The organism is Alistipes sp. An54 (assembly GCF_002159375.1).
GTDB classification, from domain to species: Bacteria; Bacteroidota; Bacteroidia; order Bacteroidales; family Rikenellaceae; genus Alistipes; species Alistipes megaguti.
The window spans coordinates 77,896-93,023 of sequence record NZ_NFIA01000010.1 but is presented as its reverse complement, the minus strand read 5'-3'; the positions used below and the strand labels follow the sequence as shown (position 1 = coordinate 93,023).

Sequence of the window (15,128 nt, the reverse complement as noted above, 5' to 3'; positions counted from 1 at the left end):
GGTTATTCGTTATAGAGGATCTCCGGTGCACCGTCGGCCGTCATGTCGTAGCCTCCGATCGACTGAAAGAGCGGCTCCATCGACTCGTCAGACAGCGGCAACTGCTTCGCGCTGTCGAGCCAGGAAATCGGGACAGACACCGGAGTAATGCTTTTGATAGTCACTTTGAGATGGCGGGCTATAAATTCATTTTGAGCGTTTCCGGCATACAGCGAGATGTATCCTACTTTGTTCCCCGGAAAAACGGCAACGAATGTCTTTGCCTTGCCGACATCCGAAGGCTGGAATGCCCTGAAGTTTGCATCTCCAAATACCTTCACGCCCAATTGTCCACCAAACCCTACAACTCCATCGATATTGCCATTAACGGTCCGAATATCCATCTCTTCGACCACATACTCCACCTCATATGCACAACGATACGGATAGACGATATTCGTCGGAGTGATATTCTCGAAGTACGGACTTTCCATGTCGAACTCGAAAACATCTGCCGTAGGTTCGACCTCGGGTCCTTTTCTCGACTCCATCAGATTCTGCGGCAGGTACTCGGCAAGGAGGCCGACGGGGCGAAGGCTCAAAATAGAAATCTTTAGATTGCGAGTTGTATAATTCTCCAATTTATTACTTCCGACATAAAAATATAATTGATTGTTTTTACCTTCAATATCGAGTGTTTTAATAATAGCAGTAAGAGTCTTGCCTACATCAGAGTTGGAAAAAGAAACGTCTCCCCCAAGAATAGAAGCATTGATAGCTGATAATGCTCTATATCCGGAATCCGGGGTGTATTCGCATTCATCAATTCTAAATTGAAGTTCATATAAATATGGCTTATTTGTTGCTAAAAATTTAGTTACTGCTACCTGAGTAGTATCATCAAGTCCTATTTCAATTATATTGTTTACAACTGCCCATTCCGGGCCTCTTTCTCGCATCGCCTTCGGCACAACGTACCCCGTCGGGTCGCCGTTGTTGTAGAGCGTGGCGATCTCGTCGGCAGAGAGGGCGTAGTTCCACACCCGAACAAATCCCATATTGGAAGAATTGGCAATGCCGATAGTAACATCGCCATAATCGTGAAGAAGGGTTTGTGTTTTTTGTTCCTTTTGTTCTCCCTCAATAAAGCATTTTACCAAAGTGCCAGATCGAGTTACAACGCAATGAAACATACCTTCTTGAGTTGGGGCTACCCAATTAAGATATAAAATATCTTCTGCGGTGTTTCCGGAAATGCCTCTTCCAAAATATACACGGTCAACTCCATTAGTGCCTGCAGGCTGCGTACTGATGCTGAATGTTCCATCACCTGCATTATTAAAGAAAACAGCTGGTTGATAAAAAGTGTTAGACCCGTAGGTATTGCCCCAAAATTCAATTGAAAAATCATCCGTCCCAATGTGAATGGGACTTGATGTGAATTTCAACGTAGAAGATGCATATAGTCCCTGGTTATACCCCAACCTCACTCCGCTCTGCATCCGCTTGGCCTGCCGGTAGGCGGCCATCTTCTGCACGTTGTTGTAGTAGTACAGCAGGCTATTCATCGTAGGTCATATTGCCCGCACCGAACAGGATGCAGATGGTATAATTTCTGTTTTCCTCGGGTTTCGTCCAACCTGTTATATTGAAATTCTCCGAGTAGGAGAACTGCGTAGCCGTAGTACCCGACGTGAAGCGGAGGATCGATGGCTTCGTCGAGTTCTCGACGCTCGCAATTGTCAGCGAGGTCAACTCTCCGCACACGTACATCGTCCCGCCCTTGATATCCAATGAAACGGCAGAACCCTCGACTTGCTGCACGATGGTGCCGTCGTCGGCCCGGTGCGGCGAGGTCACGTACTGCTGCGTTTCGAGGTCGTAGAACGCCCAATAGGCCATGCCGTTGACCTCCACAATCTTGGGCGGATTGTCGGCCAGCGTCCGAACCCGCGCGGCTTCGTCCTCCGCTTTTCGGGTCGCCTCCTCGCTGTTCCGGATCGCCTCGGCGGTATTCTCCTCTCGCTTCGTCTCCGCAGCCTGGCGTCCCGCTTCGGCCTTTTGGCGGGCCGATTCATTCACTGCCCGGGTCTGTTCGGCCAGCACCCGCTGCTGTTCCGCCGTGATGCGCGCCTGCTCGGCCGTGGCTCGGGCTTGTTCCGACGCCTCCCGCCCCTGCTCGGACTGCACGCGGAGTTGCTCGGCCTGCTTCACTGAAACCTCCGTCTCCTCGAGCTGCTCGACCATCGCCAGCGCAACCCCAGCCGCCTGGATGGGCGACTCGGCATACTCCTCCTCGGTCAGCTGCGAATCAGGGTTGTGACGGATATAGAGTTCGTAGGCCGACATGCCCGGAACACCGATCTCCAGGGTTCCGGCTTCCAACTCGACGGTTTCGACATCAAGGCTCGCTCCAGAAAGCACCTCATCGGACTCTTCGCAACTGCGAGCAACAAGCGTGAAAGCATCACAATAATCGACAACAGTCTGCCCGTCTTTCCCATAATTCTCCCACATCGTGAGACTATATCGTCCCACCCGTGTCTGTTCTACGCCCCGGAATGTGAACTCCGCCACATTTTCGGAACTTACAAACGCCATAGGCAGCTCATTAGATGTCGGTGTACGCAATATGAGTTTCAGATCGCGCCCATCAAGCGGGACTGCATTCCCGTTCGTCAGGATCGGCCAGCGGATTTTCAGATCCTTCCCGATCCGTTTGTGTCGACTCTTTTTCATGGTCATGCAAGGTTAACAGTTTCCGGTTTGTCCGCTTCCGGCGCATCGCCAACGGCGTGAACCTGCTCGCTGAATGCATCGATCAACGCTGGTGTCCCGAAGCGTTCGACAGCCGTCCGCAACAGCCGCAATTCGTCGTCCGTGACGGAGATTTCACCGTCGCTTCGATAGATGGCCAATGCCAGATTCAATGCTTCGATGCCGTGCATCCGGCTATACAGCAAATTGGAGATTTCGCGCCGTATGTCGCAGCGCACTCTTTGCCGCTTCGCGATGTCGGTGTAAAGAAAGAAATCTTTAAAATTGATCTTTGCCATAAATTACGAATTAGTTTCTCCAATATTCAAATACCATATATTATTTTCCGATGAATATACAAAAAGAAAGTATATCACCCCTGTCATAAAGGTTGTATTTGTCTCATTTACTCCATTCATTCGATATATGGGAATACCTCCACTATTAAATGAAATGGATTTGCAGGATCTCTTTAAAATCTCATATCTTTGTCCGTTTTGAGGTTTAGAAGGGAATGTTAACGTTATAGGTACTGAATTACCTGCTTGAACTACAATTGTATGATCCATGTCGGAAAGATATGTACTTGTCGTTACTTTTCTCGTTGCAGGTCTAAAACCATATATTTCGCCATTTAAAATTTCTATAGCTGAACCTCTGTTTATTTTATCTATGCTTATTAGGGGTCTATTATATCCTCTACTATACAAATGCACCAACGCCGAATAATCATATTTATCGGAGTTCATAAGGGGATTAACCGCGAATAATTCATATTGGCTATTAGATGCGTCCATGCTTTCGAGGCTAAAAACTTCCGGAGTTATGCTACCACTATACGTATAACCACCTTTATCTACCATGCTATATTTAATAGCCGGCTCATCCCAATCATTAACGCCTATTTCGAAAATGCCAAACTTTCCGCCATTTGCCTCAATATCATTGGTGTAAAGGTGACCGTCTCCGTATATTCTTGTCTTTGCCGATGCTACATTTTGGATATTCTCGGCTCCGGCGAACATCATCAGAATACCATGGTTCGGATCGCTGAATCCGGCATTATTCAATGACTCCACTCCGCCTCCGTATAATCCGGCAACAACGGCGGCATTCGATTCCGTGCTGTTCTTTACGGCCATCAATTGCGACAGGAAAACACCGTTATTGTCCACAACATTGTTCGGGAAAACCGACTTCAGGTAATCGAGGGCCGTGACGCCGTCGGCAAGCTCTTTCCACTCGCCCATGGCGGAAAGGCCTTTCGATCCGGGGCCGAACAGCACATCGCCCTGGATCAGCAGGCGGCGCCGGTCCGTCCCCTCCTGTTTCCGGTATGCGATCCACGAAGCATCTGCAGCCGAGAGGTCCCTGTCTCCGAACAGCACATCGCCGTGGGCATAGAGATAGGCCTCGCCGGTCCGGGTATCCGCTCCCATCCCGACGAAGTTCTTCTCCGAAAGCGAGTAGCTGTCCAGAAGGGCATATACCTCGACGGATCCATTGAGCGGATTGATGACAATGGCCCGTTGGCGGGCAGGGTCCGTACGGTTACCGAACTGTGCGATCTCGTCTCCTGCCTGGGGAATCCCGTCGCCGTCGGCATCCTCTTTCGAGAGATCCACATAGTCGTCGCCCGCAGCCACCACAAGGCGCCAGTAATACTTGACGACCGAGTGTTGTGCGGCGTCGTAGCGCTGGCACCGAACCTGGTCGTCAACCACCAGGCCGCAGAGTCTGCGCCCCTCTTTCGTGTCGTAGTAGCAGCGATAGACATCGTCGAGGTCCTCGACGCGCGCGATTTCACAGCCGCCGTTTGAGAAGACCGTGGCCCCAACCTGAAAGGTCACCTGATTGATGACCGCCGTATTGAATACGGCCTCCCTGCGCGCCCGCAATATGTCCACCTCGGCCACCGCATTGCCGTTCTCGTCCCGATAGAGGCCGAATCCAGCCCCGGAAAAATCTCCCCGGCGGAAATCTTTGGAGGCGATGGCTCCGCCGACTGTCACGTCCTTGTCGAAGACGACATCCTCTTGGACGGTTCCGCCCCGACGCTTGTTGAGAAATTCCCGCTCACTTTTGCGTGACGTATAGAGCGTTGTGTCGCTGGCGGGCGTCTCTTCCCAGGAGCGGATCAGGTCGGGAAACTCCGACGCTACCTGCTTTGTCAGCCGCTCGACCGAGGTGATGTTGCTTTCGATGCGGCTGATGCGGCCGGTTGAGAGTACATCGCTCATCTTGAGCGTCATGCTCCCGGGCCGGACGACCGATCGCGAAATCGACACGATACGCGTCTCGCGGAACCCCGTATCGGGGAATACCTCCGCAGACTCCAGCCGGACCCGCTGTCCGGGCCGCAGGTCGATGGCCCGGCGTTCGATAACCGTGAAATCGGTCGGCGCCTGCCAGACGGAGACATCCTTGCGGTTGTCAGCCATGAACCGGTCTACAGCCTCCTTATACTCCTGCTCGGCGGCCGGATAGTAACTCTCGGGCATACGGATGTTCCAGAGGATATATTCGTCGCCCGGGGCCGGGATCAACGGTTCGGACGGCAGCTGCAGGTCATCGTCATAGGGCCACTGGGTAATGATCTCGAACTCCTTTTTCTCCGTATCGTAGTTTACCTCGAACTCCCGGCCGCGCAGCTCGCCCGACTGGAAGGTTACCTGCTTGACCAGCCCACCGATCTCGTACTGATTCGGATCGAACGGCATGTCGGGGTCGGTGAAGTACCAGATCGTGAAGGGCTCACCATCGTCGCCCGTCGCCTCCTCGTGGCGCACCGTGCCAACCTGCCCGATGCGCCGGGGAAAGATCCCTTCGAATGCTTCCTGTTCGTAGTGTTCGATGATGCCGAGCTGGGTGTCCTGCTCGACGTATTTCGCCCCGTCGGGAAGTTGCAGACGGGCGTGCCCATAATAGTCGGGGTCGATGTTGCGCGATGACCCCACCGGGAAGAGCCGCGTGAAAAACTTCACCCCGTCGGCCGTGGTGCGCGAGATCCCTCCCAGCAATCCGTCGCCGTACGACAGCGGGATGGGCTCGCCGAACTCGCAGCGTGAGATATTGAGTGTCATACCGTCGAACCACCACTCCGTCCCGGCCGCCCCGGAGAGTTCGGAAAGGGCATCGGAGGCATATTTGCCCGTGTAGTCGATGTCGATGTACTCCGAGACGACCACCTCGCCGACCTTCCAGTCGGTCGTCCCCATCCGGCGGTTCAGGTTTGCCACGATCAATGCCGCATGTTCCCGGGCCGGCGCCGACAGGATCAGCACCGGGTTGTCTCCGTCGTCCGGATTGACCATCAGCGTCTGGGCGGCCAGTCCCTCGACACCGGACAGTCTGACCGAATAGGCCCACTTCCTGCGGGCGTTCATCTGCGGAACATATCGTTCGGTTACCCAGTAACGCCGCCCTTGGAACTCCGCATAGTCGTAGACTTCGAGCGTGACGCATGCAAATGCGGTGAAGGAGAGCGACAGAGTGCTCTCTTCCTGAATGCCGAGCGACTCGGCATTGCTGCTCTCGGGAGCGACGGTCAGCTTGAGCCGTCCGTCTTTCGAATAGATATCGAGTTTCATTCGAATGGTATTTGAACGTTATTCATGGGTTTGACCGGTGAATTCGAAGGTCGGTTGCGGCTCATGGAATTTCACCGTGAAGGAGGCTGCGACCTCGCCCCGGCCGAAGGGTACAAGTTGCGAATAACCGGGCGAAGAGACCATGTACACCCGGAACTGCAGCCCCACGTCCGTCAGGCGGAGTGTCAGCCACCCGTCGTCGCCTTCCTTCAGGAAGCGCATGAAGGCAAAATAGCGCGTGAGGAATGTCCGGGCATCGGGTGCTGCAATGGCGAACTGTAGCGTGATGTCTCGCGCTTCGTATGCCTGAGCAACCACATCGGGAGTCCGCTCCCCGTCCTCATCCTGGAGCGACACCTTCGGCTGTTCCTTGAGATCGGGAAACTGGAGCAGCGAGTCGTAGTTGACATTGCCGTCTTCCGTTTCCTCCGCAAGAAAGGCCCCATACTGTGTATATATGTCTGTTCCGTTGATCAGTAACAAACCGGCAAGCACCTCTTCCATGTCATTTTACTTTTATTCCTTCGCGGTCAAACTTTACAAGCATATCATACATCAAGGGCAGCGACTCGGTATTTGTCGCTATTTTCCGAAGTTCGTCGAGCGATCTGCCGAGCGTCGGAATGATCCCCTCCTCCACAGCATCGTCCATATTTGCCGCATGAATCTGTATCGACGTGACAAGTCCCTCGACACGGGAAAAAGACTCTTGCGTTACGGTGTTCATTGTCCCGGCCTTGCCACTTTGGGTCGTTCCCTGCTGTGCTTCATCAATGGAAAGGCCGTTGGCAGCAGCTATGCGACGGAACTCCTCCCACATCTTGTTGAAATCATCCTGCTGTCCCAACGCGTCGGACACCATCTGCTGCATCGCTTCCGACCACCTGGCAAAACGATCTTCATCCGACAGATTCTCCCGATTGATCGCGTCGAAACGCCGTTGAGCATCCTCGAACGCCTGCCCGACGGTATTCGAATAGATCATCTCCTTGGCCAGCTTCCGCATGGCCTGGCCCACGCTCTCCACGAACGAATCGGCCGCATCCGTACCGTTTTCGAACGCATCAACCAAGGCGTCGGTCAGCGTATTTCCCAGATCGTCAAATATGCCCTGCAAATAGTCATTGACCGCGGCTATGGCCTCCTCATAAGTTTCCCAATCGTTAATCAGAGACTGAAGCAGTGTCCGGTTCTCTTCTGACAGTCTGCCATACATCGAACTTGAATCCTGGACAAACTGCTTCAACGCCTCCATGTTCAGATTCCCGTTGTCAAATAGCTCCGGGGAAATGCTGGCCAGCGACTGATATTTTGCAGATCGGAACCACGTGGAATGTCGAACCTGCACCTGCATGTTGGCCACAGACTGCGCCGCGGATTCCCAGGTTTTGGCCACCTTGTCAAGCCCCGACAATCCTGTTGTTCCTTTGGATAATTCATGGTAAACCTCTTCGCCTCGGAGTATGATTTGCTCCTGGGTTTCCCGCAGCCCGTCAAGCGCCGTTCGTACGACCTCTATATTCTGCTTGTAACGATCGTAAACCCGATCTCCGAAGATCGAATCGTAGGCATCCGAGTCGATCTTCGAACGCTCCTTCATGATGCGCAGTTCCTCGTTAAACTCTCGGGCCAGGCGAAGGTTCCGCTCCATGGAGCTTTCCTGGTCGCTGAACAACCCGACAACGGCCGTGATAACCTGTACGGCAGCCGCAATGATTGTCAGTATCACTGAAGCCTTTTCGACATTCGATATGGAGATTGCAGCGGCATTGGCCATGGTTTGGATTCCTCCGATCATGGTGATTATGGAGGAAGAGATTTGTCCGGCCAGTTGGAGGATCTCTCCGCCCGTGCCTCCCACCTGGTTGCCGATTTGCTCAAACTCATTACTCGCATCGCGGAGCACCTCCTGGAGATCCTGCCACTTCTTGATTGATTTGTCGTCGGGAGAAAGAGATTCCTTGGCTCGCATCTTCTCTAACTGAGCTTCGACTGTTGCAACTTTACCTCGGGCTATTCCCAACGTTTCATCATCCAGATAGGCAGAATCCTGCAGTTCATCCAACTCATTATGTACACGCACAAGTAGTTTCTCCAGATCCTTAATCGACTTGGATACAATGAAATCGGCCCAGGCCTCGAACTGCGGGAACTGCGAGGCGAATTTTACGTCGAACTCATCAAGAGCCTTCTGCTTGGCTTGTTGTGCCACCTCCTGATTCCGGGGATCTGCGGCGAGCTTCGCAATTTCGGCGTCGTATTTCTCGGCCAGGTGCAGACGCCCCTGCTGATAGGTTTCGTATTTCTGCAGCAGTTTCTCGTAAGTTGCCTCCTCCTTCTTGTCAACCTCTTCGAGCTGCCTGTCACGGAGTTTCGCAGCAGCGGCAAGTGCCGAGGCAGAGGTTGCCATCACTTGTGCCTCCGCTCCCGGATCGACATCGGCTCCCGATGCCCGCAGCTTCTTGATAAGCGCGAGCATCTTCCGCTCCTCATCCTCATATTGCTGCCGTTTTTTCTCGTAGTCGAGCCGTATCTGCTCGCACTCCTTCTCGGCCCCCTCCTGCAACGCATCCACCTCGGTCTGCGAAGCCTCATCGCGCAACTTGCGGAGTGATGTCTGCAACTCCTCTTCACGACTTTGTGCATCCTTTAGGGCCTGTTCTACTGCCCTTCTGCGAGCCTTCTCCGCCTCATTCTGATCGTCAGGGCTGTCTATGGTGAATGACTTGGAAGCCTCTTCGGTAAGCCGGAGGCGCAATTCGTCGTTACTGCGGAAATAGTTTGCGAGATTTCCGTCGAATTGCTCGTTGATCCGTTTGATAATATCTTCACCCCCTTCAAACGAACCGATTTCGTCAAAAAGCCGTTTACGAGCCTCGGTCATTGCATCCGCGGCCTCCATGAAACGCTCCTCCGAAGCTCGGGCCGCCTCGAGTGCCGCCGTGTCGTTAGCCGGGCCCCGGGAATAGGCCTCCCGAAGTTCGTTCATCTTGGACATTGCCTCCGCATACGCCTTATATGCCGAGACAAACGGCTTGTATGACGGGGCTCCCGTAACAAGGATCTCCTCTCCCTCCATCTTCGTCAGCGCCTGCGAAGCGGCCCTTGCACGAGCCAGTTCAACGATCGACGTGCGGAGTTTGTCGTAGGTCGCCTTCAGGTTGCCGGCCATAATCAACTCAGCATCCATATTGCCGAAGTAGGCCGGGTAAACCTCCTGCAACTTCTCGACCGCCCGCTTTCGTTCCTCATAGGGACGGGCCGCATCGGTGGCTGCCTTGTAGAGCAGGTTCAATTTCGTGATCTCCTCCTGCGCCGAGACATTTCCTTTCGCCATTGTCGCGTGAAAAGCCTCGGCCGAAAGGGCTGCCGCATCGAAGGCCTTTTTACCCTGGAACAGGTTCGATACGAAGTTTCCGATCTCCTTGCCATAGACGACAGCCAGGGTAATGCCCACTGCCAGCAGGGTCTGGAAGGATCCGATCGACGAGATCACCTGTTTCCATACAGGTGTGGCCTTTTGACCGCTTGCCGTAAGCAGGTCGTACTCCTTACGGGCCCGGGCCAATTCGTCGGTAAAGATCGGCAAGTTGTTCGAGATGGCCATGAAGAACATTTGCGGGCCCATTGCCAGCGACGGCAGTTCCCGCGCCATCTGCTGGATCGACATGTTCAGCCCGTTGTAGGTGCGCTGGACGGTCTGTGCATTCACGGGCGTCAGGTCGGTCTTCTTCGCTGTGGCCTGCAACGCCTGAAGCTCCCGCTGCAACATCTCGATCTGTCGGATGTTCTCCGTCTGATCCATCTTCGGGGTTGCGGCCATGACCTTGTGCAACCGCGCGATCTCCGCCTCAAGCGCCTGGATCCGTTTCTGTGCGGCCGCAGCATCCTTCTCCACACCCTCAATCCCGCCGGAGACTCCGGAGAGTCCCTGGCGGGTATTGTTCTTCACGAGAAATTCGATCTCGACGGGTTTCATAACTTCAATTTCGATTGAAAGATCTGTTCGGTTGTCATCCCTCCGGCCTGCTTGTCGTCGGAGAGTTCGTAGTGCGGCGCATCGGCCAGCATCAGGGTAAGCGTCTGGAAGTTCACCCGCCACAGGATGTAATGCACGGACCATCCCGTTGCCGAGGCGATCTGCCAGATGATTCCGAACGGGCTATGGGAGCCTTCCTGAACGGCTCTTAACTCCCGCTTGTCGGACTTTTTTGGCTCGCGGCGGGCCGAAACGGATTGATTGCTTCGACCGAGGCGATAATATCGGTAAAATCCCGGGTGTTGCGCAGCTTTCTGAACCAGCGCTGCGCCTCGATCAGGTATTCGGGCGGCACCTTCCAACGGATCAGCCAGGCTACGACCGGAGCAAGGATCAGCCCCGAGAGATAGCCCCGGCAGACAGCGTAGGCCACCATCATCGAGAGCTCGCGGAGGTGTTCGACAAAGAAGTCCCGTTCCTGGTCATCGGTAAATCGCTCAACCTGCCGGGAGGTGATGCCGAGCTTCAGGAACTGACGCGCGATGCGCATCTGCGATCCCAGGCAGGGCCGACGCATGACCACCCGCCATGTCCACCCCTTGCCCCAGGGCATCCGGATACGGAAAAGAGGCAGCGAAATCCCCACATCGAGCAGGGCTTCCGCCGCCTCCAGTTCGACGGATCTCTTCATGGCTTATGCGTTGGGCTGCGTGAGCGTTACCGTCGCCTCCTGCTCGGGATTCGACTCAAGGATGAACTTCAGTTCACCGCTTCGCTCGCCGCCCGAATCGTTCGCTTCGGCAATCACCGTCACACGGCCGTTGACGATCTCCACGGAGAATCCTTCGGGAACGGCTCCGACGGAGAACGGCCCGGACGCCTCGATGTTCACAGCCTTGCTCCCGCCGGCCTTTTCGAAGGTGAGCGACGTGGGATCGACCGTGATGAACGGATCCGTCGGCTTGATCGATCCGGGCGAGGATCCATCCAGCGGGGCAAGCATCTTCAGCCCGAACTCGATGCCCAGGGTATTCTCGCCACCGAGACCTCCGCGGATCTTGGATGCCCGCAGGGAGGCCCGTTTGAGCAGGATCGTCTGGCCCGTACCGGTCAGGATCTTCAACTCGCCCTCGACGCGGATCGAGTTGGCGGGCATCTGCCACTCGTCTCCCACGGCCTTGCCGCCCATGATGTCGACACAGTTCTCCGGAACAAGTTCGATCATCTTTCCGGTGATCTCGTTCGTCGCGGCCCGGGTCTCGATGTCGAGGACGGGATTGTTGCGGATCTGTGCCGCCCACAACTCCACGGTTTGTGCATCCTCGCCTCCCCAGTCGATACCGTCTTCGGAGATGTTGCCGATGCGCTTCCCCTTGAAATAGATTGCATCGAGAAGCATCAGGTATCCCTGGTAGTTCGTATTTACTTTTGACATAGTCAGAAAAATTTAATGAGTTTGCGTAAAAAATCAGTCTTGTGAGCCCACCAGCCTCCGAAGGCTCCGAGGATCATGCCGATGAGTATCCAACCTCCCCGATGGGCCGGTGAGCGTGTCCGCTCGACAAGCGTCTGCTCCTGTTCGGCCGAAGAGATATCGGCAAGCAGATCGTAAGCCTCGCGGGCCGCTGCCAGGCTCCGTTCAAGGGAGTCCACCCGCCGGGATTGCCTTACCGTCGTCGCTTCGTAATACTCGATGCGCCGTGACAATGAATCGCACCGTGCCGTAATGCGGAAGAGCTCCCCTTCGCGCCGGGCTTCGAGTGTCAGCGACCCGTCGCGTGCGGTGTAGGCCGCACCGTCGGGAAGATTACGGAGGTTCTCCTCCGTTACCGTCACCGAGGTTGTCCGTGGGGGTATCACCTCCGAGCGCACTTCCCGTTGTACCGAGATCGCCTCCGACTGCGAGGTCGTCGCCGCCTGCATCGTCCGCTTCGTGGTGTCCTGTACGAGGCGATGCTCGTGCCGGGCGGTGTCGGCCCGGATGACCGTTTCGGTCGAGACCGAGCTCTTCATCGGTGCGCAGCTCGTCAGCAGCGCGACGAGTAGCACTGAAAAGTGTATTGTCTTCATAAGAGGTTCGTTTCCCGATGGCCTTGCGGAGCCGCTCGACCTCCTTGGTCAACCGGTCGATACGCATGAGCATCTCCTCCTGGTTGACCTTGAGGTCGATATTCTCCCGACGCAGCTGGATATTCTCCTCGAGGATCTTCTTGTTCTCACCCGAGAGCAGGTTGATCGAACTCTGCAGTTCCCGGAGGAAGTCGTTGTTCTGCTTGCGGCGCGAAACGAACCACGTGACGACGGAGCTGATCACCGGGAGGAAGACGAGCAGGATGTCTTTGATTACAGGCCATCTTTCCATTGTTCTGTCGCTTTATACGCGCTCGATCATCCGGGCGATATCAGAGATCAAGTCGGCGTAGGTTGTCGGATCAGCCGTGCAATAGCCGGCTTTAGCGATCTCATAGGCGAACCGGGTCACATCGTTTCGATACGCCATCGCCGAGGCATAACGTTTGGCCGAAAGGACCTTTGCGTGATCGCGGATGCCATCCTCCAGCGTATCGTAGTCCCGGAACTCCCGGTCGACCTCGTACCGGAAACGCCCGTTCGAGGCACGGGTGATCGAATAGACCCGCTCGAAGCGGAAGCCCTGCCGGTCATCCGGGAAATATTCGAACGTCCGTACGGTCTGCCGTTTTCCCGCCCACTTGTCGCCGGCCGTGATACCGAAAAGGTTGTTGCCGATGGCCGAGTCGCCCCATCCGCTCTCGAGCGCGGCCTGTGCCGCCACGAACAGGGGATTCAGCCCCGTTTCGGCGCAGACCCGCTCGATGGCCGGATAGTATTGGCGCTTGAACTCCGCAGGCTTCATGGCGTTACTCGGTTGCGGCACCCACCAGCGCCATTACACCCGCATTGTCGCTGCGCATGATGCGGCCGCCGGCCCGGACGAGGAAGGAGTAGATATCCCCATAGTAATCCGGAGCCTTCTCCTGCTCGAAGGCCTTGACCTGTCCCAGGGCGCGGCATACCGACTGATCGTGCCAGGCGAGGGCGGCGGCCAGATCTGTGGCGGCCCCGCTTGCGCTCCACGCCTTCGGGGCTTTTGCGGTGGTGTAGAGCGCGGCGCGCGAACGCATCATGACGTTGAACGAGAAGAGCTTTCCGATGATGCCGTTCTGCGCATCCGCCGAGGCGAGGAACGCGGAGTTCTCGTTTTCCGTAAGGCTGTTGAGCAGCTGCGAGTACATCACCGCATCGAGCAGCAGATAGCGGCCCTCCTGAGGAATGTTCTCTTTGTTGAACTTCGTCATGAGCGTCATGACATCGGCCTTGGTGATCGCCTTGCGCTTGCCCGTAGCCGACGGCGTATAGGCGTCTGCCGCCTCACCCGTGGTTTCGATCACGCGGCTCGATTCCGGGCTCCAGTTGAACAGGAAGTCCTCGGCCACGGAATCATACAGGCCGAGCTTGTCCTGGCGCAGCACCGACTCGCGCTTGTCATACGACAGCTCGACCTTTTCGGCGTCGTCGATCAGGACGGGATCCGTTGTAAACTTGTTCAGCTCGAACGTCACATCCGTATCGTTGCGCTGCTTGACGGTTGCCGGCAGCGTCGTGCGATTCTTTACGACCTTCGAGGCTGCCCCGGCCTGCGGGATATGCACGATCTTGCCCGCCTCGACGTATCCGTCGGCGTTGAATGCCTTGGAGAGGAAACTGTTGGAAGCAAAGAGACCTTCGACGATCGCTCTCTCCCAGATTTCTTTCTGAATTGCCATAGTATTATCTGTTTTTGATGAGTTCTACATGTTGGGTTCGGTGCCGAACTCGGCCTTGAACTTCTCGCGGTAGAGTTCCGGGGCCTTGTCCTTGAGCTCGACCAGGCGTCCGGCCTTGTCGAGTTCATTCCACGACTTGCCGGCCAGGTCGGAGAGTTCTGCCGCCTGCTGCCGTTCGCCTTCGCGGATGCGACCGGTAACGGACTGGCGGCGCGGAATGGCGTCGAGCGTGGCCCGCGTGTTCTCGAAATCCGCATCGAAGAGTTTCAGGTATGCCTCCTTGCCTGCGGCATGGATCCGCCCGTCGGCAATGGCTGCATCCACAAGACGGACCGCTTCGGCATGGCGGGCCTCCTTGCGTTCGGTCTCCGCACGTGCTGCGGCCTCTTTGAGTTCCTGGTTTTCACGGGCCAGCCGGTCGTGGTTCTCGATCAGCTGCTTCACGGCGCCGATCACCTCGGCGTCCTGTGCGGAGTCCTGCAGTTTGAGGATCTCCTTCAAGGTTTTGTCCATATTCGAATCGTTTTTTGAGTGATTGAGTCTGTCCATAAGCCGGATGACGGTCGAGGCATCCGTCAGGTCGAGAGGTTTCCCCGTCGAGCGGTCAAAGAGCACCAGAGCGTTGTGGTTGGCGCCGATCGTCATGATGGAGACCTCGCGGGCCGTCCAGCGCGTTACGGTCGGAAGCGTCTGCCCGGGAAGTTTCAGCTCCTCGGCATCGCTTACCTCCTCGGGCGGCCAGGCGCCCATGGAGGCCATGCGCAGGAATCCGCCTTCGACCTTGCCGGCAATCTTCACCGCGATGTCGTCCTTTTCATCGAAGAGGGCATCGGCAAGGATCTGCGTACCCTCGATGCGGATGTTCTCCCAGCGACCGATCGGAAGCTCCCAATCCTTATGGTTGAGCAGAATCACGGGGTTCTTGCGGAACTCCTCGAGGTTGGCACCGCCGGTAAGCATACGGAAGCCGTAGGTGTTGACCGTCTCGTCGTGCAGCACGAATGTGGGTTGTTTCATAAAAGCCATCATTTTTCGGCA

14 protein-coding genes are annotated in these 15,128 nt (G+C 55.7%); all 14 read right to left on the bottom strand.

Translation table 11 applies throughout. From position 1 onward, the window contains the following. Window positions 1–2: 2 nt before the first annotated feature. The 14 genes from B5G09_RS10325 to B5G09_RS10265 all read right to left on the bottom strand — a co-directional run bounded on the left by B5G09_RS10325 (window position 3) and on the right by B5G09_RS10265 (window position 15,107). Window positions 3–1,547 carry a LamG-like jellyroll fold domain-containing protein gene (locus tag B5G09_RS10325; protein WP_087405092.1) on the bottom strand — a complete coding sequence of 515 codons (1,545 nt, stop codon included), beginning with the start codon at window positions 1,545–1,547 and terminating at the stop codon, window positions 3–5. Continuing rightward, a complete protein-coding gene (locus B5G09_RS10320) occupies window positions 1,540–2,718 on the bottom strand; it encodes a cell envelope integrity protein TolA (RefSeq protein WP_143256538.1) in 1,179 nt (392 codons plus the stop codon). The genes B5G09_RS10325 and B5G09_RS10320 overlap by 8 nt, the downstream gene beginning before the upstream one ends. Before the next feature lie 2 nt (window positions 2,719–2,720). Beyond that, the gene (locus tag B5G09_RS10315; RefSeq protein WP_087405090.1) at window positions 2,721–3,035 is read right to left on the bottom strand and encodes a hypothetical protein; all 315 of its coding nucleotides are present in this window, start codon (window positions 3,033–3,035) and stop codon (window positions 2,721–2,723) included. Window positions 3,036–3,038: 3 nt separating this feature from the next. Further along, window positions 3,039–6,326, bottom strand: coding sequence for a hypothetical protein (locus tag B5G09_RS10310; protein ID WP_087405089.1), 3,288 nt, complete (start codon window positions 6,324–6,326; stop codon window positions 3,039–3,041). Window positions 6,327–6,344: 18 nt separating this feature from the next. Beyond that, window positions 6,345–6,830 (bottom strand): hypothetical protein, encoded by a 486-nt coding sequence (locus B5G09_RS10305; RefSeq protein ID WP_087405088.1) that lies wholly within the window; start codon window positions 6,828–6,830, stop codon window positions 6,345–6,347. 1 nt (window position 6,831) lies between these two features. Further along, window positions 6,832–10,305 carry a hypothetical protein gene (locus tag B5G09_RS10300; RefSeq protein WP_087405087.1) on the bottom strand — a complete coding sequence of 1,158 codons (3,474 nt, stop codon included), beginning with the start codon at window positions 10,303–10,305 and terminating at the stop codon, window positions 6,832–6,834. Further along, the gene (locus B5G09_RS14100) at window positions 10,302–10,442 is read right to left on the bottom strand and encodes a hypothetical protein (RefSeq protein WP_162608264.1); all 141 of its coding nucleotides are present in this window, start codon (window positions 10,440–10,442) and stop codon (window positions 10,302–10,304) included. Before B5G09_RS14100 ends, B5G09_RS10300 begins: the two co-directional genes overlap by 4 nt. Window positions 10,443–10,513: 71 nt before the next feature. Further along, complete coding sequence (locus B5G09_RS14095; protein WP_162608263.1) at window positions 10,514–10,996, bottom strand: hypothetical protein; 483 nt, start codon at window positions 10,994–10,996, stop codon at window positions 10,514–10,516. 3 nt (window positions 10,997–10,999) lie between these two features. Beyond that, complete coding sequence (locus tag B5G09_RS10290; protein WP_087405085.1) at window positions 11,000–11,740, bottom strand: BACON domain-containing protein; 741 nt, start codon at window positions 11,738–11,740, stop codon at window positions 11,000–11,002. 2 nt (window positions 11,741–11,742) lie between these two features. Further along, window positions 11,743–12,141: a hypothetical protein gene (locus tag B5G09_RS10285; protein WP_087405084.1), complete on the bottom strand. Its 399-nt coding sequence runs from the start codon at window positions 12,139–12,141 to the stop codon at window positions 11,743–11,745. Beyond that, window positions 12,113–12,667 (bottom strand): hypothetical protein, encoded by a 555-nt coding sequence (locus B5G09_RS10280; RefSeq protein WP_087405083.1) that lies wholly within the window; start codon window positions 12,665–12,667, stop codon window positions 12,113–12,115. Before B5G09_RS10280 ends, B5G09_RS10285 begins: the two co-directional genes overlap by 29 nt. A gap of 12 nt (window positions 12,668–12,679) precedes the next feature. Continuing rightward, window positions 12,680–13,180 carry a glucosaminidase domain-containing protein gene (locus B5G09_RS10275; RefSeq protein ID WP_087405082.1) on the bottom strand — a complete coding sequence of 167 codons (501 nt, stop codon included), beginning with the start codon at window positions 13,178–13,180 and terminating at the stop codon, window positions 12,680–12,682. Window positions 13,181–13,184: 4 nt separating this feature from the next. Next, window positions 13,185–14,090: a hypothetical protein gene (locus B5G09_RS10270; protein WP_087405081.1), complete on the bottom strand. Its 906-nt coding sequence runs from the start codon at window positions 14,088–14,090 to the stop codon at window positions 13,185–13,187. A 24-nt stretch (window positions 14,091–14,114) separates the two neighbouring features. Continuing rightward, the gene (locus B5G09_RS10265) at window positions 14,115–15,107 is read right to left on the bottom strand and encodes a hypothetical protein (RefSeq protein ID WP_087405080.1); all 993 of its coding nucleotides are present in this window, start codon (window positions 15,105–15,107) and stop codon (window positions 14,115–14,117) included. Window positions 15,108–15,128: the final 21 nt, after the last annotated feature.